The following is a 17,735-nucleotide window of genomic DNA, read 5'->3' as shown; positions in this document are numbered from 1 at the left end:
AGGGTTGGCAATTTCGGTGAGCAGATAACACAGGAAACAAAGAACTGTATCGGGAAAGATTCAGGATAGGATTTAAAACGATATCGCCCCAAACGGGGCGATGCTGATACTTACAGATGCGTCAGAGGCGGCCGACGCACCTGTCACGTAGCGATTGGGCGCAGATTAAATCCAGTCACCGTTGCGGATAACACCAACAGCCAGACCTTCAATGCTGAAATTCTGTTCACGCAGATCCACCACAATCGGCTGGAATTCGCTGTTTTCAGGCAACAACTGAACAACGCTGCCCTGTTTCTTCAGGCGCTTAACCGTGACTTCATCATCAATGCGTGCAACGACAACCTGACCATTGCGGACATCCTGCGTTTTGTGTACTGCCAGCAGGTCACCATCAAGAATACCGATATCACGCATCGACATCCCGCTGACGCGCAGCAGGAAATCTGCACTTGGTTTAAACATGGCCGGATCGACCTGATAATGCCCTTCGATGTGTTGCTGAGCCAGCAGCGGTTCACCGGCGGCAACGCGGCCAATCAGCGGTAAACCCTCTTCTTCTTCCATCAGCAGACGAATACCGCGTGAAGCACCGGAAACGATCTCGATAACGCCTTTACGCGCCAGCGCCTTCAGGTGTTCTTCCGCCGCATTCGGGGAACGGAACCCCAGACGAGATGCAATCTCTGCGCGGGTCGGAGGCATACCGGTGGTCGAGATATGATCGCGAATAAGGTCGTAGACCTCTTGTTGTCTGGTCGTTAAAGCTTTCATTCCGCCCCCTGGTTGTTTATACAGTCTTGCTGTGAGTATATACAGCTAAACGGCCAATGAAAACCTAAGATTGAATAAAAACAGGGCATAACGGCAATTCCTGGAAGGAAGATTCCAAATCAGAACCATCGCGGCCAAAAGATGCTGACCCAGACAAAAATCGCCAATATGATAGTCAGGAGCACCGCGGCAGAACCAATATCTTTTGCGCGTCCGGAAAGTTCATGGAACTCAGGCCCGATTCGGTCAATTGCAGATTCTACGGCGCTGTTAAGCAATTCAGTCACGCACACCAGTACCACGGAACCAACCAGCAGGATACGTTCTATACTGCTAACATCCAGCCAGAAAGATAATAAAATTAGCGGGATAGCAACGCTGGCCTCCTGCCGAAAAGCGGCTTCATTTTGCCAGGCAGCCTTCAGGCCTTTCCATGAATAGCCTGCGGCTTTATAAATACGGGTAAATCCAGTGACTTGGTTCGCCATTCTGTTACTGATCCTTGAGGTGTTGTCCTGAGGGTTTTGCGCATTTTAGCGGTTTAATGGTATCTCATCACCACAGATCTCAACTGAGCTTTCTGGTATCCTTGCGGCGAAATTGCTAACAAGAGGCTTCACGTTTTTATGTCAGGTTGGCGTAGACTTTATTACACATTATTGAATTTACCACTCTCATTGCTGGTAAAGAGCAAGGTTATACCTTCAGATCCGGTAACCGAGTTGCATTTAGACCCGACGCGCCCGATTCTGTATGTATTGCCTTACAATTCCAAAGCCGATTTGCTGACGCTGCGCGCGCAATGTCTGGCACAGAATCTGCCCGATCCCCTTATTCCGCTAGAAATCGACGGAACGTTGCTCCCGAGCCACGTTTTTATTGCCGAAGGCCCGCGTGTTTTCTCTTATTACACGCCAAAGCAAGAGTCGGTAAAACTGTTCCACGATTATCTGGATTTGCACCGCAATAATCCGGATTTAGACATTCAGATGTTGCCGGTTTCGGTGATGTTTGGCCGTGCGCCAGGTCGGGAAGGGCATGATACGCCGCACTTACGCGTACTAAATGGGATTCAAAAATTCTTCGCCGTGCTGTGGTTAGGGCGCGACAGTTTTGTCCGTTTTTCCAATACCGTATCCCTGCGCTATATGGCAACAGAGCACGGCACGGACAAAATCATCGCACAAAAACTGGCGCGTGTTGCGCGGATGCATTTCTCCCGACAACGTCTTGCCGCGGTTGGCCCGCGCCTGCCGGCTCGTCAGGATTTATTTAATAAATTACTGGCCTCAAAAGCTATCGAAAAAGCCATTGAGGACGAAGCGCGCAGCAAGAAAATCTCACACGAAAAAGCCCAGCAAAATGCCATCGCGCTGATGGAAGAGATTGCGGCAAACTTCTCGTATGAAGCTGTGCGTCTTTCTGACCGTGTGCTGAGCTGGACGTGGAACCGCCTGTATAAAGGCATCAACGTCAATAATGCCGAACGTGTGCGTCAGCTGGCGCTGGACGGGCAGGAAATCGTTTATGTGCCCTGCCACCGCAGCCACATGGATTATCTGTTGTTGTCGTACGTACTTTATCACCAGGGGCTGGTGCCTCCGCACATTGCGGCCGGTATCAACCTGAATTTCTGGCCCGCTGGCCCGATTTTCCGCCGCCTGGGTGCATTCTTCATCCGCCGAACGTTCAAAGGCAATAAGCTCTATTCAACGGTATTCCGTGAATATCTTGGTGAACTGTTCAGCCGCGGTTATTCAGTGGAATACTTTGTGGAAGGTGGCCGTTCACGAACAGGACGTCTGCTGGAGCCGAAAACCGGTACGCTGGCGATGACTATTCAGGCCATGCTGCGCGGCGGTTCGCGTCCGATTACGTTAGTGCCGATTTACATCGGTTACGAACACGTCATGGAAGTGGGGACCTACGCGAAAGAATTGCGCGGTGCCACCAAAGAAAAAGAGAGTCTGACCCAGATGCTCAATGGTTTACGCAAACTGCGTAACCTCGGGCAGGGTTATGTAAACTTTGGTGAACCGCTGCATCTGACCACTTATCTGAACCAAAACGTCCCTTCCTGGCGCGAAGCGATAGACCCAATAGAGGCGCAACGTCCGAGCTGGCTGACGCCAACGGTTCAGGATCTGGCAGAACAGATTATGGTGCGCATCAACAACTCAGCGGCGGCAAACGCCATGAACCTGTGTTGTACCGCGCTGCTGGCATCGCGTCAGCGTTCACTGACCCGCGAACAGCTGACCGAGCAGATTGACTGCTATCTGCAACTGCTGCGTAACGTGCCGTATAACGCCGATTCGACGGTGCCGGATCTGACTGCCGACCAGTTGCTCGATCACGCCCTGAACATGAACAAGTTCCAGGTCGAGAAAGACAATATCGGCGACATCATCGTTCTGCCGCGCGAACAGGCAGTGCTGATGACGTATTACCGCAACAACATCCACCATATGCTGGTTCTGCCATCACTGATTTCAAGCATTGTGATGCACCACCGCCATGTGAGCCGCGCTGAGTTGCTGCGTCAGGTTGAACTTATTTATCCGATGCTGAAAGCTGAACTGTTTATGCATTTCGATAAATCGGAGCTTCCGCATGTGCTGGATATTCTGACTCTGGAACTGGCACGTCAGCAAATCATTCACCTGGAAGACGACGAGCTGACACTGAACCCGGCGCGTATCCGCACGCTGCAGCTGCTGGCAGCGGGTGTCCGTGAAACGCTGCAACGCTACGCGATTACCTTCTCCCTGCTGACGAATAATCCAAGCATCAACCGCGGTGCGCTGGAAAAAGAGAGCCGGATTATGGCGCAGCGTTTATCCGTGCTGCACGGCATTAATGCCCCTGAATTCTTCGACAAAGCAGTGTTCTCCACGCTGGTCGGCACGCTGCGTGCTGAAGGATATATCAGCGACAGCGGCGACGCTATTCAGGAACAGACGCGTGAGATTTACAACATGCTCAGCGATCTGATGACGCCGGATATCAAACTCACCATCGAAAGCGCTGGTATGCCTTCTGAGCTGCCTCAGGCAACTGAGCCTCCAGCGGAGCCGAAGATGGATGTGCGCGATACCGACCACTGATTGATGCAAAATTAATGCGGTAACGCCACAAAGCAAAACGCCCGAGCTTATAACAAGACCGGGCGTTTTTTATTGCCGGGTAGGCTCAGAAGCTGAAAGCTGACAAACTCATCAGGATACCCAGGAACAGCACCAGCCCCACATAATTATTCTGACGGAAAGCCAGGAAACAGGCATCACGCTCGCGTTTAGCAATCAGCTTTTGCTGATGCACAAACAGCGCCGCCGCCAGCAATAACGACCAGTAAAACGGTGCGCCAAGCTGTGAAAGATGGCCGACAATGCCCATCAGAATCAGCGTCGCCAGTTGCAACAGGCCGATAATCAGCGTGTCAAAGCGACCAAACAAAATAGCCGTCGATTTCACGCCGATTTTCATATCGTCATCACGATCAACCATGGCGTATTGCGTATCGTAAGCCACCGTCCAGCAGATATTTGCCGCAAACATCAACCAGCAACTCAGAGGGACACTCTCCCCCACTGCCGCATAAGCCATCGGTATCGCCCAGCCAAATGCAGCCCCCAGAACCACCTGTGGCAGATGGCTGACACGCTTCATAAAAGGATAAACCCATGCCAGCGCCAGGCCCGCAAGAGACAAAAGAATGGTCATCCGGTTAAGTGTCAGAACCAGCAGGAAGGACACCAGCACCAGCCCGACGAACAGGATTTTCGCCTGTTTGCCGGTGATAGCACCACTCGGTAGCGGACGGTTAGCCGTACGTTTTACGTGCCCGTCGAATTTACGGTCCGCGTAATCATTCACCACACAACCCGCCGCGCGCATAAAGAATACACCCAGCACAAAGACCAGTAGAATTTTGGCAGAAGGTGCGCCCTCACCGGCCAGCCACAATGCCCAAAGCGTCGGCCACAGCAGCAGCAACGACCCGATCGGTTTATCAATACGCATCAGGCGGCAGTAATCACGCCATGTGCCCTGAGTCATACTTCCTGACACTCTCTGTTCTCCTTGTTGATTGGTTTGACTCATGCCTGACCCACTTTGCCCTCAGGGCGGTGAACCGGCGAGTCCGGCAGAAAAATTTCTGTCAGAAGCAGGGGCTTATCCGACAGGCAAAGCCGCGAGCGACGCGCCCATAAACTGCCCTGCTCAGTATTTAATTGTCCCAGATGGATGTAATCACGGGTCAGGTTGTTGCCGCTAAACAGATACCGGCCCAGCGGCACCGTGCCCAAATCAACCAGCGCCAGATCAGGCCCGGTTAGCGTTTCTTCCGGGATCACGGTGCGTCCGAGCAGCCAGGGTTCGGCATCGCCAAACAGGATCACTTCGCGAACCCAATAACGGGCGCTTTCCGGCAACTGTCGCGCTTCGCTTTCACCCAGCTCATCGCGACGCACAAAGCATTCATTTTTCGGTTTCACGGTGACGGTAACACCCTGCTTTTCAAACCGGCGGGTCATGGATCCCATTTCCATCAGCCAGTCAGCAACATCCGCTGGCACGTCATTCGGATCTTGAAACCAATGGATCGGGAGTTGTTCAGGGGAATGGGAATCAGACATCAACGGCTCCATCATGGAGGTATTCATACCCCCAATTAATTATCTGCCTCGCATTCTAACGCATGAATGCGAGGCAGTAATCGCCTCATTTATTCACGGCGAAGACGTTCACCGTTGGCGAGATAAAGAGTCACAACCAGAACGAGGATGGCGCAGGCGTAAACCAGTGTGTCGTAAGGACTTTTATGGTCGACGATAATCAGGCGGATAATCGCCGTGATGCCGATATAAATAAAGTAACGCAGCGGGAAGTGATATCCCGACGAAAAGTACTTAATGATCAGTGCAATAAATTCGAAATAGAGGAAATAAATTACGATGCCCTCTATCAGCAGATACGATGAAGACTGATCGTTATTGACGAACAAAACCATCGCAAGATGGTAGGTTTCGCGCCCGATAAAGATCATCAGAATAACTGCCAGCCCCAATAAGAAAACGTTCAGAATTCGCTGCATGATGACGGAAATCATCGTCGCACGTTTTGATCCTGCCATGTGATCTACATCCCACTTTTGTTATGAATACCCGCAGAATACCACAGAGTTTGTGCCGGAAAAGCGGCATTAAAAAAGGGCCAGCCCGTTGAGGCTAACCCTTTTATTTCGTCGCCTTACTCGCACCTTACTACCCTAAATCATTCGGGTTGCATCAAGACGGCAACTGAACGAATTCCCGGGAGCATACAAAAGTATGTGACCGGGGTTCGTGAAGGCAGCCAACGCAGAGGCAGCCCGAAGGATGACGGGTATTAGCGCCAGTTTTTGAAGCGGTTAATCAGGCCATTGGTCGAGCTGTCGTGGCCGGTCACATCTTCGCTGCCTTCCAGCTCTGGCAGGATGCGGTTCGCCAGCTGTTTACCCAGTTCCACACCCCATTGGTCGAAGGTGTAGATATTCAGGATAGCGCCCTGCGTGAAGATTTTGTGCTCGTACATCGCGATCAACGCACCCAGGCTGTATGGCGTGATTTCGCGCAGCAGGATGGAGTTAGTCGGACGGTTGCCTTCAAACACTTTGAACGGCGCGACGTGTTTAACGTCTTCCGGTTTTTTACCCTGATCGGCGAATTCTTTCTCGACGACGTCCAGAGATTTACCGAATGCCAGCGCTTCAGTCTGTGCAAAGAAGTTAGACAGCAGTTTCGCGTGGTGATCGCTCAGCGCGTTGTGGCTGACCGCTGGTGCGATGAAGTCACAAGGTACGATTTTGGTGCCCTGGTGAATCAGCTGATAGAACGCATGCTGGCCGTTGGTACCCGGCTCACCCCAGATGATCGGGCCAGTCTGGTAATCCACCGGATTGCCGTTACGGTCAACGAATTTACCGTTGGATTCCATGTTGCCTTGCTGGAAGTACGCCGCAAAACGGTGCATGTACTGATCGTATGGCAAAATCGCTTCGGTTTCAGTGCCGTAGAAATCGTTGTACCAGATACCAATCAGCGCCAGCAAAACCGGCAGGTTTTTCTCAGCTGGCGTATTCGCGAAGTGTTTATCCATCGCGTGAGCGCCGCTCAGCAGCTGTTCGAAGTTTTCGAAACCGATGGACAGTGCGATGGACAAGCCAATTGCGGACCACAGTGAATAACGGCCGCCGACCCAGTCCCAGAATTCGAACATGTTGTCGGTGTCGATACCAAACTCGCTAACCGCTTTACCGTTGGTAGACAGCGCCGCAAAGTGTTTCGCAACGTGTTTGTTGTCACCCGCGGTTTTCAGGAACCAGTCGCGCGCGCTGTGGGCGTTGGTCATGGTTTCCTGCGTGGTGAAGGTTTTTGATGCCACCAGGAACAGCGTGGTTTCCGGAGACAGGTCTTTCAGCGTTTCGGCAATGTGTGTGCCATCCACGTTGGAGACAAAATGCATATTCAGGTGGTTTTTGTACGGGCGCAGTGCTTCGGTCACCATAAACGGGCCGAGGTCTGAACCGCCGATACCGATGTTCACCACATCCGTAATCGCTTTGCCGGTGTAACCTTTCCAGTCGCCACCGATAACACGTTCGGTGAAACCTTTGATTTTCGCCAGAACCGCATTCACTTCCGGCATAACATCTTTGCCATCCACGACGATTGGCGTGTTGCTGCGGTTGCGCAGGGCAACGTGCAGAACGGCGCGGTCTTCCGTACGGTTGATCTTCTCGCCAGAGAACATCGATTTGATTGCGGCCTGAAGATCGGTCTCTTTCGCCAGTGCCTGTAGCTTATCCAGGGTCTCGGTGGTGATGCGGTTTTTGGAGAAATCGACCAGCATCTGGTCTTCAAAGGTGGCAGAGAATTTGGAGAAACGATCACCATCTTCAGCAAACAGATGGCTAATCTGCACATCTTTCATCTTGTCGAAATGCTGCTGCAGGGCTTGCCAGGCAGCGGTCTGAGTTGGATTGATATTTTTCATAGCAATGCTCTTAGGCTGAGAATAAATATGAGGTAACTGTCCTGATTGTAACCTGTACTTACCGAGATGAGATGCCTTTTCTTGCGATAGGCCAGATCTGTGAAACCACATTGACAGAGAACAATATTAGATGACAATCGTGCAAAATGTGGGCCTCAACGTCCTCTGATCGTTGACAGACGGGCGATAAACGGCTATTCCTAAGCGCCTAACTCGCGCGCTCGATGCGCGAGCCAGAAGAGGCGCGTCGCCCAGGCAGTGTATCCGAGGAGCCGAAATCCTACGAAGATACATCAGGGGGAGCGGCGCCGAGATCATAAGCCCGCGGCAGGCAAACGATCGACTACAGGGGCTGAATCCCCTGGGTTGTCACCGAAACCCCCGAAAGGGTGTCGGCTAGGTGGGGCGCTTCTGGGTGTATCGTAGTATCTCTACGCCTGCTCCCGTTTCCCGCTCTCCCCTTTGTGCCAATTCTTATGGAATCGATGGCCGTCATGGTATGACGACCCGGACACGAGGTTTTACATGAATCACGCAGTATCCCGCAACGCCAACCCGCAGCCTTCAGGCAGTGTCATCGTCGCCAAATTCGGCGGTACCAGCGTGGCGGATTTCGACGCAATGAACCGCAGCGCAGATATCGTTCTGTCGCGCCCTGAAGTGCGTCTGGTCGTCCTCTCCGCCTCTGCGGGCGTTACCAATTTATTAGTCGAGCTGGCCGAAGGCAAAGACGCTGACCGCCGGGTATTCCTGCTCGATGAAATTCGTCGTATCCAGAAGGCCATTATCGACCGTCTCGATAACCCGGCAGTGATCGGTGAAGAAATAGACCGCATGCTGGAAAATATCGCCATGCTGTCGGAAGCGGCAAGCCTCGCGACATCCACGGCGCTGACAGACGAACTGGTCAGCCACGGCGAACTGATGTCTACCCTGTTGTTTGTCGAAATCATCCGCCAGCGCAGCGTGCCGGTGGAGTGGTTTGACGTGCGTAAAATTCTGCGCACCAACGATCGTTTTGGCCGCGCGGAGCCGGATATTCAGGCACTGACCGAACTGACCCTTCAGCAGCTCCAACCCCGTTTGCAGGATGCGCTGGTCATCTCCCAGGGCTTTATCGGTTCAGAAAGCAAAGGCCGCACCACGACGCTGGGCCGCGGTGGCAGCGATTATACTGCGGCGTTACTGGGCGAAGCGCTGGGCGTTTCACGCGTCGATATCTGGACGGACGTTCCAGGGATTTACACCACCGACCCGCGTGTCGTTCCTGCAGCGAAACGCATTGACCGTATCGCATTTGAAGAAGCCGCTGAAATGGCGACATTTGGTGCCAAGGTGCTGCATCCGGCAACGCTGTTACCCGCCGTTCGTCGTGGCATTCCGGTGTTCGTTGGCTCAAGCAAAGAGCCAACCGCAGGCGGTACGCTGGTGTGTAATACCACCGAGAACCCACCGCTGTTCCGCGCGTTGGCGCTGCGCCGTAAACAAACGCTGGTCACGCTGCACAGCCTGAGCATGTTGCATTCACGCGGTTTCCTCGCCGACGTGTTTGCCATTTTGGCGCGCCACAGTATTTCCGTTGATCTGATTACCACATCAGAAGTCAGCGTAGCACTGACACTCGATACCACCGGCTCAACGTCTTCAGGTGATAGCCTGCTGACCATGTCACTGCTGACAGAGTTGTCCTCACTGTGTCGTGTAGAAGTGGAAGAAAACCTGGCACTCATCGCCATTATCGGTAATAAGCTTTCGCAGGCTTGTGGCGTTGGTAAAGAAGTCTTCGGCGTGCTGGATCCGTTCAATATCCGCATGATTTGCTACGGCGCAAGCAGCTACAACCTGTGCTTCCTGGTGCCGGGCAATGATGCCGATCAGGTCGTTAAAACTCTACACCGCAACCTATTCGAATAACATCGGGCGCGGTATCTGAGAAGACCGGGCCTTGTGCCCGGTCTTTTTTTTGTCTGTACTTTTGCAAAACAACAAAGACAAGGATCATCCTCAACATGTTAGCCAAAATAACCCGCCTGTTCCCGCTGTGGGCCGTGCTGTTGTCGGTCGCGGCCTACTATTCGCCCGGTACATTCACCCCCATCGGGCCCCACGTTTCTACCCTGCTGATGCTGATTATGTTCGCGATGGGCGTCACGCTGGAATTCGGTGATTTCAAGCGTGTGCTTTCCCGCCCGGCGCCGGTCGCGGCGGCCACGTTCCTGCATTATCTGGTCATGCCGCTGGCAGCCTGGGTGCTGGCAAAACTGTTCCATATGCCGCCGGATCTGTCCGCCGGGATGATTCTGGTCGGTAGCGTCGCCAGCGGAACTGCGTCCAATGTAATGATTTATCTGGCGAAAGGTGATGTCGCGCTTTCCGTGACTATCTCCGCGGTGTCGACGCTGGTCGGCGTATTTGCCACGCCGTTGCTGACACGTCTTTATGTCGATACACACATCAAAGTGGATGTGGAAGGCATGCTGCTGAGTATTTTGCAGATCGTGGTGATCCCGATTTTAGCGGGGCTGATTGTTCATCATCTGTTCACCAGATTGGTAAAACGCATTGAACCGCTGTTACCGATTTTCTCAATGGTTTGTATTGTGGCTATCATCAGCGCCGTCGTGGCGGGCAGCCAGGGCTTTATCGGTTCAGTGGGGCTTATCGTGATTGTTGCGGTGATCCTTCACAATGGCATTGGTCTGCTGAGCGGCTACTGGGGCGGGAAACTGTTTGGGTTTGATGAAACTACCTGCCGCACGCTGGCCATGGAAGTCGGAATGCAGAATTCCGGGCTGGCCGCGACATTGGGGAAAATTTACTTCACCCCGCTGGCCGCGCTGCCGGGCGCACTGTTTTCGGTCTGGCACAATCTTTCAGGATCCTTACTGGCCGGGTACTGGTCCGGTAAGCCGGTCAAAAAAGACTGATTTTCTGACAGCGGGCGTACTTCAACGCCCGCTTCTTTCGCGTAAACATACTGCGTTACACCAGCTTCGCTTCGTCTTTGGCTTCGCGCTGTTCGTCTTCCTGTTCATCCTGATCCAGCACGTTATACGCCACCGCGCAGAACAACGAATTCAGACGTTTCATATCACCCAGCAGGCCCAGGTGCAACGAACTGGTTTCGATACTTTGCACATTATGCTGATGCAGACGGTCAACGTGCGCATGCGCATAACGGCGGTCGAGGATACGGAAACGATGCTTTGAGCGGCGCAAACGACGCGCACTGGTAAGATCGTTAGACAGGAAAACGCCCAGGCTCAGACGCAGGTTATCCAGCAGTTTCTCATGCAAGGCTTCCAGTTCCACCAGCCCCTCCGGTGAAAATGCGCGTCGCGTGGCATGCGATTTTGCAGTGATATCACCGGTCATGCGTTCGATAATATCGCCCGCCTGCTCCAGATTCAGCGCCATTTCAATGATTTCCGCCCAGCGGCGTGAGTCATCTTCGCCCAGCCCTTCTTTGTTGATTTGCGCCAGATACAATTTGATGGCGGTATACAACACATCAACGTCGTCATCAAGACGCCGGACTTCACGATCCTGCGCCAGCTTGCCGTTCATGACTTCACGGTTGAGGATCAGCATGTGTTCGACAACATCACCCATCCGCAAGGTTTCACGGGCAGCATTAGCCAGCGCCAGCGTCGGCGTATCAATCGCGCTGACATCCAGATGTCGCGGGCGCAGACGTGGGTCATCCTCCGGCACATCGGCTATCATCATCTCGCAAACTTTTGCCATCGGCGCTGTCAGCGGTACCATCAACAGACAGCGGATCAGGTTGTAGAACATGTGAAAATAGATCACCAGCTCTTCATCCGGAATGCCTAACCGCGCCAGTTGCGTCGAAAGTGGCCCAATAAACGGCAAAACAATCACTAATCCAATCAGCTTAAACAGCGTGCTGCCCAGGGCCACACGCCGCCCAGCCGCGTTCATTTTACTGGCGTTGATCATCGCCAGCAGGCCGCTGCCGAGGTTCGCACCTATGACCAGGCATAGCGAAACTTTAAGTGAAATAACGCCGGTTGCGGCCAACGTGGCCGTCAACAGTACGGCGGCCAGGCTGGAATAACTGATGATTGCAAAGACCGCCCCGGTCAGCGCATCGAGCAGTACATCGCCGGTCAGCGATGAGAACAACACTTTGACACCAGATGCCTGCATGATGGGCGTTGCCGCCGCCACAATCAGCTCCAATGCCAGTAAAATCAGGCCAAGCCCGATACACACGCGGCCCATTTGTCCGGCGCGGGTTTGCTTACGGCTGAGGAAAAAGGCCACACCCGCAAAAATCAGCAGAGGGGAAAGCCAGGAGAGATCAAAGGTCAGAATTCGCGCCATCACGGCGGTCCCGACGTCAGCACCGAGAATAATCACCAGCGCAGGCGCGAGCGCAACCAGCCCCTGGGAAACAAACGACGTCACCAGCAAAGCGGTGGCGTTACTGCTTTGCACCAGCGCGGTGACGCCAATACCCGCCACAAACGCCAGAGGTTTTTTCTCGATACTGTTACTCAGCACACGGCGCAGGCTGGAACCAAAAACGCGCATGATACCGGTACGCACAATGTGCGTACCCCAGACTAACAGAGAAATAGCAGACAACAGGTGCAGAAGGGTCAACACGAAAGAACAGCTCCATTAACGCCAGGCATAGACCGGCCATCCTGCCTGCCGGGCGTGCTGGAGCAGGATAGCGTCCGGATTCACGGCGATCGGTTGACCCACGCGGGTCAGTAACGGCAGATCGTTATGTGAATCCGAATAAAAACTGGCGTGTTGTAGCAGGGATTCGTCCTGATTGATGAGATGCAACAACCGCGATACTTTTCCTTCGCGATAGGTCATCGTCCCCTGTGTAGCGCCGGTAAAGCGCCCGTTTTGAATTTCAACACCAATCGCCAGCGTTTCATCGACACCGAGGAAACGGGCAATAGGCTGCACCAGATGCTCGCCGGAGGCAGAAATAATTACTGTCCGGTCGCCCTGCGCGCGGTGAGTGGCCAGACACTCCCGCGCCTGCGCGTAAACGCGCGGTGCAATGACATCCTGAATATAATTCGCAACCATCGCCGCGACGTCACTTTCACGGCGTCCTGTCAGCGGCACCAGAGTACAACGCATGTACTCCTGCATGTCCATCTTGCCAACCGCATATTGCTGCATCAGCGCAGCATCTTGTTGCAGGAAAGCCTGCTCATCCGCCACCCAGCCTTTTGCCACCATGTAGGCTGACCATAAGCTTGAACAGTCGCCGCTAATCAGAGTTTCATCGAGATCAAACAGCGCCAGCTTCATGCAACTTCCCGTAACGTAACAAGATCTAACTGTAGACCAATATCGCTGCCATCGGCGCGAAGTGAGGCCACAGAACGGTTTAAGACATCCACAGAAAGCTCAACACCCTGCGCTAAAACACGATAACGCACGACGTTGCCCAGCAGGCTGTGGCTGAGGATTTTAGCCGGAATCCCCTGATCCAAAGCACAGATCGTGACAGATTCCGGACGGATAGCCACCTGGCCAGTATATGTCTGGCCGGTTAAGGCCAACGCCTGTTCAGCGCTCAGCAGGTTATAGCTGCCGATAAAGCCTGCAGCAAAGGCATCCACCGGTTCAGTATACAGGGTTTCGGCATCGGCATTTTGGACGATTTGCCCTTTGTTCATCAGCACAATCCGGTCTGACATGGTCAGGGCTTCTTCCTGATCGTGCGTCACAAAAATAGCGGTGAGGTTCATTTCGCGCTGAATGCGACGGATTTGTTCGCGCAGATGTTTACGGATACGGGCATCCAGCGCCGACAGCGGTTCATCAAGCAGTAAAAGACGCGGCTGTGTCACCAGCGAACGCGCCAGCGCCACACGCTGACACTGACCGCCAGAAAGCTGATGCGGGTAACGTTTGGCGTAATCGTTCATTTCCACCAGTTCCAGCACTTCGCCCACGCGGCGATGCACCTCGGAAGCGGGTATCTTCTGCATTTTGAGGCCAAACGCGACGTTGGCTTCCACGGTCATATTCGGAAACAGGGCGTAACTCTGGAACACCATGCCGATACCGCGCTGTTGCGGTGGCAATGGCACGATATCCTGCCCCTGAATCATAATTTTGCCACTGTCTACGGAGGTCAGGCCGGCCAGACAGCGCAACAGAGTGGATTTACCACAGCCGCTCGGCCCCAGCAGCGTCACGAATTCGCCCTCTTTAGCAGAGAAATCGATATTGTTGAAAATCCGTGTCGGACCATAAGACTTGTTGAGTTGAGTAACCTGCAAATACGACATAATCAGCGCTTCCCTTTGTTCAGCATGTTCGCCAGCCAGGTGAAAATCAGGACGACCATGAAATAGGAGATAACCAATGCGCTGGTGAAATGGCCGCTGCCATTGCGCATATTATAGAGATAAACCTGAACCGTTTCATAACGGCTGCCCGCCAGCAGGTTGGCAAACACAAATTCCCCAATGAGGAATGAAAACGACAGCAATACGGCAATCGTTCCGCCTTTACGTAAGTTCGGCAACACCACCAGCAGCGCCGCTTTCCAGGTGCTGGCACCCAGCAAATGTGCAGCGTCCATCAGGTCACGCAGGTTTATCGCCTGCATATTGTTGGAGATGGCGCGGTAGATAAATGGCAGCGCGATAGTGAAGTAACAGCCGATCAGGATCCACGGCGTTCCGGTCAGCGCGAAAGGTTCGGCAGAATACAGCTGCATCAGGCCAACGGATGACACGACCGGCGGCACGGCAAACGGCAGCAGGATGAGAATATTCATTAGCGCATCCAGCTTCGGGAAATAGTAAGCAATCACAAACATAAGCGGCAGGATCAGCACCAGCGACAGAAAAAGCGTGCCAAAACAGACCAGCAGAGAATGCCAGAGTGCAATCAGGAAGCGCGGGTCGCTCCATAATTCCACCAGCCATTTCAGGGTAAATCCGCTCGGCAAAATCGTGGCTCCCCATTCCAGAACCAGCGCATAAACCAGCGTCGCCAGCAGCGGCAGCATCAAAACAATCAACAAAATCCAGATCACCACACGGTGGTAAATCGCTTCAGATCGCGACATTTCACGTTCCTTTTTCAGCAATCAGCTACGCTGACTGAGATAACTTTTTCGCAATAACCACTGATGAATCAGCGTGATAAAGGCCATCAGCGCCACCAGCAGCATTGCCAGCGCGCTCCCCATATTCGGGTCGAGGGAAATATCACCCGACACCAGCGCAGCAATACGAACCGGCACCACGTTGAAGTTACCGGTAGTCAGCGCGTACACCGTAGCGTAAGCGCCAAGGGCATTAGCCAGCAAAATAACGAAAGTGCCCAGCAGCGCCGGGAACAGAACCGGAATGCCAATGTGCCGCCAGTAGCTCCAGCGCCCGGCGCCCAGCAGTGCGGCCGACTCACGCCAGTCTTCACGCAGTGCATCAAAGGCCGGATACATCAGCAAAACGCCGAGAGGGATCTGGAAATAGGTGTAGAGCACAATCAGCCCGTCTTTCGAATACAGGTCGAAATGCTCCATCAGGCCGTATTTACGCAGCAATAACGTCAGGCATCCGTTCAGGCCGAGCAGGATGACGAACGCAAACGCCAGCGGCACGCCTGCAAAATTGCTGGTCATGTTAGTAAATGACATCACAAAATCATGCAGCTTTGTCGGGCCTAGCTGGCGAAGTGAGTAACTACCCACTAACGCAATAATCAAACCGTACAAACTCGACCAGATCGAAATATCCAGCGAGAAGCGCATAGCCTGCAGATAAAACGGAGAGGTCAGAATGTCGGTGTAGTTGCCCAGCCCCCAGGCTTCATAGGTTTCGCTGTAAAAACTGCTCACCGCAATCCAGGCCAGCGGCGCCAGCTGGAAAGCGATGAAAAACACCAGAAACGGCAAAATAAACAGCGCCGCAATCCACTTACCTTTCATCGGGTATCCTTTAAAAGTGATGGAATTCAGGCCAGTAATGCCGCGCAGTGTGGCTTGTCGTGGGCAATATTGAGGATCTGACAAATTGTGCCGCACAGCTCTGTTTGCAGCGGTTCGGCGTCTTTTAAGCTGAACACGCTGCCGAAAACAAACAACGGCACCTGGCGCTCTTCCGGCAAAATACCCCCGTGGCTGCGGTCATCGTTCATGCCGTGGTCGGCAGTGACAATCACCTGATAGCCAGCTTCCAGCCAGTCGCCTAAAAAGCGCGAAAGAATGCCGTCGGCCGTACGCGCTTTGTTGCGGTATTGCGGCGTCGAAAGCCCGAATTTGTGGCCCGCATCATCAATGTTCATCGGGTGAATCAGCAGAAAATCAGGGTTGTGGCGACGGCGCAGGCTTTCCGCATCATCGAATAAATGCGAATCGGGATAAGCGTCATCGTAATAAAAATGACCGTGCTGGATAGCCAGGGATTCATCGCTGGTATGGCGGTCGCGCGGTGGATCAAACGGCGTGCGGTTATACAGCTCGCTGACCCAGTGATAGGCCGCGGCAGCCGTCGTCAGACCGGCGTCGCGGGCATAATGAAAAATACTGCGTTGTGTTGATAAACGGTCAACGTGGTTATGAACGATGCCGCTTTCCACCGGCGTGATGCCGGTGAGAATACATTCGTAAAGCGGCCGGGACAGCGAAGGCAGTTCGCATTCCAGTTGATACAAACGCCCACGCCCTGCGGCACACTGCGCCTGTAAATATCCCATTGCGTCTTGGGCGACCTGATAATTCAGGCCGTCGAGTACTACCAGAATGCTCTTCATTACACTTTTGCCTTTCTTGCAGGTGTTGTAATTAATCAATGCTTTCGCTGCCCGGTTTTTCTATTTTTTTATTCAGAAAATTATTGCTGCATGTTGATCATGACGTTTTCCTGCCACAGGCGAGGCAGCGTTTTGGCGCTCTTATCCCATGCAGCCGGATCAGCAATCGGATGAGCGTTTTTATATTCGCTTGAAGGCAACAGTTTGGCTTTCACGTCGTCTGGCAGCGTGATGTGATCAGCTCGGATTGGGCGGGCATAGCCACGTGCCAGGTTAATCTGGCCAGCATCGGAGAAGATGTATTCACGCGCCAGTTTGGCGGCGTTCGGGTGTTTGCCGAATTTGTTGATGATAGTGGTGTAGCCCGACGTGATAGAACCGTCAGAAGGGATAACTACGTCAAAACGGGTTTTATCGATTTTATCGCGATAGTTCAGACCGTTGAAATCCCAGACCACGCCAACCTGTACTTCACCTTTTTCCAGTGAAGCGATAACCGGGTTAGTCAGGCTCAGACGACCTGATTTCGCCAGTTTGCCGAAATATTCCAGACCTGGTTTCAGGTTCTGCTCGTTGCCACCCATGGCGTAAGTCGCTGCCAACACGCCATTTGCAGCCTGTGCTGCGGTGCTCACATCACCGATGGTAACTTTATATTTACCTTTCAGCAGATCGGCCCAGCTATGTGGTTCATCTTTCACCTGAGATTTATCAATGATGAAAGCGATAGTCCCGGTATACGCAAGTGCCCACATACCGTCTTTATCTTTTGCCCAGTCAGGCACCTGATCCCAGGTCGTTGGTTTATAAGGCTGCGTGACGCCTTTCTGCACCGCAACCGGGCCGAATGCAGCACCCACATCGCCAATATCCGCACTGGCATTGTCTTTTTCGGCGAGGAATTTAGCGATTTCCTGCGCAGAGCTCATATCGGTATCGCTGTGTTTCAGGCCGTATTTAGTGCTCAGATCATTCCAGGTATCTTTCCAGTTAGCCCAGTCATCAGGCATACCGACACTGTTTACCGTTCCTTCGGCTTGTGCCGCTTTCAGGAGTTCAGCAGGAGGTTCAGCGGCAAAAGCCGATGAAGCGGAGAGGACAAGCGCGCTGGTTAACACAGAAGCGAACAACTGTTTCATAACGGATGCTCC

General features: G+C 53.2%; 16 protein-coding genes and 1 riboswitch. Of the genes, 3 read left to right on the top strand and 13 right to left on the bottom strand.

The annotated features are described in order from the left end of the window. Positions 1–165: 165 nt before the first annotated feature. Both lexA and CWS43_RS00120 read right to left on the bottom strand, forming a co-directional pair. Positions 166–774 (bottom strand): transcriptional repressor LexA, encoded by a 609-nt coding sequence (gene lexA / locus CWS43_RS00125; RefSeq protein ID WP_047605531.1) that lies wholly within the window; start codon positions 772–774, stop codon positions 166–168. Positions 775–893: 119 nt separating this feature from the next. After that, the gene (locus tag CWS43_RS00120) at positions 894–1,262 is read right to left on the bottom strand and encodes a diacylglycerol kinase (RefSeq protein ID WP_101074855.1); all 369 of its coding nucleotides are present in this window, start codon (positions 1,260–1,262) and stop codon (positions 894–896) included. 138 nt (positions 1,263–1,400) lie between these two features. On the opposite strand from CWS43_RS00120, the gene plsB reads away from it, so the two are divergent. Next, positions 1,401–3,881 carry a glycerol-3-phosphate 1-O-acyltransferase PlsB gene (gene plsB, locus CWS43_RS00115; protein WP_101074854.1) on the top strand — a complete coding sequence of 827 codons (2,481 nt, stop codon included), beginning with the start codon at positions 1,401–1,403 and terminating at the stop codon, positions 3,879–3,881. Between the two features lie 85 nt (positions 3,882–3,966). On the opposite strand, the gene ubiA is transcribed toward plsB, so the two are convergent. The 4 genes from ubiA to pgi all read right to left on the bottom strand — a co-directional run bounded on the left by ubiA (position 3,967) and on the right by pgi (position 7,812). Continuing rightward, on the bottom strand, positions 3,967–4,833 hold the full coding sequence (gene ubiA, locus CWS43_RS00110) for a 4-hydroxybenzoate octaprenyltransferase (protein WP_198555767.1): 867 nt from the start codon (positions 4,831–4,833) through the stop codon (positions 3,967–3,969). 41 nt (positions 4,834–4,874) lie between these two features. After that, positions 4,875–5,414: a chorismate lyase gene (gene ubiC / locus CWS43_RS00105; protein ID WP_101074852.1), complete on the bottom strand. Its 540-nt coding sequence runs from the start codon at positions 5,412–5,414 to the stop codon at positions 4,875–4,877. 89 nt (positions 5,415–5,503) lie between these two features. Then, positions 5,504–5,911, bottom strand: a complete 408-nt coding sequence (psiE, locus tag CWS43_RS00100; RefSeq protein WP_101074851.1) for a phosphate-starvation-inducible protein PsiE — start codon at positions 5,909–5,911, stop codon at positions 5,504–5,506. Positions 5,912–6,165: 254 nt separating this feature from the next. Further along, positions 6,166–7,812, bottom strand: coding sequence for a glucose-6-phosphate isomerase (gene pgi, locus CWS43_RS00095; RefSeq protein WP_101074850.1), 1,647 nt, complete (start codon positions 7,810–7,812; stop codon positions 6,166–6,168). Between the two features lie 229 nt (positions 7,813–8,041). Further along, a riboswitch (Lysine riboswitch) is annotated at positions 8,042–8,231 on the top strand. 106 nt (positions 8,232–8,337) lie between these two features. On the opposite strand from pgi, the gene lysC reads away from it, so the two are divergent. Together lysC and panS are read left to right on the top strand one after the other, a co-directional pair. Then, positions 8,338–9,726 carry a lysine-sensitive aspartokinase 3 gene (gene lysC, locus CWS43_RS00090; RefSeq protein WP_101074849.1) on the top strand — a complete coding sequence of 463 codons (1,389 nt, stop codon included), beginning with the start codon at positions 8,338–8,340 and terminating at the stop codon, positions 9,724–9,726. A 95-nt stretch (positions 9,727–9,821) separates the two neighbouring features. Further along, positions 9,822–10,739 (top strand): ketopantoate/pantoate/pantothenate transporter PanS, encoded by a 918-nt coding sequence (gene panS, locus CWS43_RS00085; protein ID WP_101074848.1) that lies wholly within the window; start codon positions 9,822–9,824, stop codon positions 10,737–10,739. 55 nt (positions 10,740–10,794) lie between these two features. Here the strand turns inward: panS and CWS43_RS00080 are convergent, their stop codons facing one another. From CWS43_RS00080 to CWS43_RS00050, 7 genes are all read right to left on the bottom strand, one after another. Continuing rightward, positions 10,795–12,447, bottom strand: coding sequence for a Na/Pi cotransporter family protein (locus CWS43_RS00080; RefSeq protein ID WP_101074847.1), 1,653 nt, complete (start codon positions 12,445–12,447; stop codon positions 10,795–10,797). 15 nt (positions 12,448–12,462) lie between these two features. Next, complete coding sequence (locus CWS43_RS00075; protein ID WP_101074846.1) at positions 12,463–13,119, bottom strand: HAD family phosphatase; 657 nt, start codon at positions 13,117–13,119, stop codon at positions 12,463–12,465. After that, positions 13,116–14,108 (bottom strand): ABC transporter ATP-binding protein, encoded by a 993-nt coding sequence (locus CWS43_RS00070; protein ID WP_101074845.1) that lies wholly within the window; start codon positions 14,106–14,108, stop codon positions 13,116–13,118. Before CWS43_RS00070 ends, CWS43_RS00075 begins: the two co-directional genes overlap by 4 nt. 2 nt (positions 14,109–14,110) lie before the next feature. Next, positions 14,111–14,896 carry an ABC transporter permease gene (locus CWS43_RS00065; protein ID WP_101074844.1) on the bottom strand — a complete coding sequence of 262 codons (786 nt, stop codon included), beginning with the start codon at positions 14,894–14,896 and terminating at the stop codon, positions 14,111–14,113. 21 nt (positions 14,897–14,917) lie between these two features. Next, positions 14,918–15,760 carry an ABC transporter permease subunit gene (locus CWS43_RS00060; RefSeq protein WP_101074843.1) on the bottom strand — a complete coding sequence of 281 codons (843 nt, stop codon included), beginning with the start codon at positions 15,758–15,760 and terminating at the stop codon, positions 14,918–14,920. Positions 15,761–15,786: 26 nt separating this feature from the next. Then, positions 15,787–16,584 (bottom strand): alkaline phosphatase family protein, encoded by a 798-nt coding sequence (locus CWS43_RS00055; protein WP_101074842.1) that lies wholly within the window; start codon positions 16,582–16,584, stop codon positions 15,787–15,789. An 80-nt stretch (positions 16,585–16,664) separates the two neighbouring features. Then, positions 16,665–17,723 carry an ABC transporter substrate-binding protein gene (locus CWS43_RS00050; protein WP_101074841.1) on the bottom strand — a complete coding sequence of 353 codons (1,059 nt, stop codon included), beginning with the start codon at positions 17,721–17,723 and terminating at the stop codon, positions 16,665–16,667. Between the last annotated feature and the right edge of the window lie 12 nt (positions 17,724–17,735).

This window comes from Rahnella sp. AA (assembly GCF_002834385.1).
GTDB lineage: Bacteria > Pseudomonadota > Gammaproteobacteria > Enterobacterales > Enterobacteriaceae > Rahnella.
This window is presented reverse-complemented; position numbering and strand designations above follow the sequence as displayed.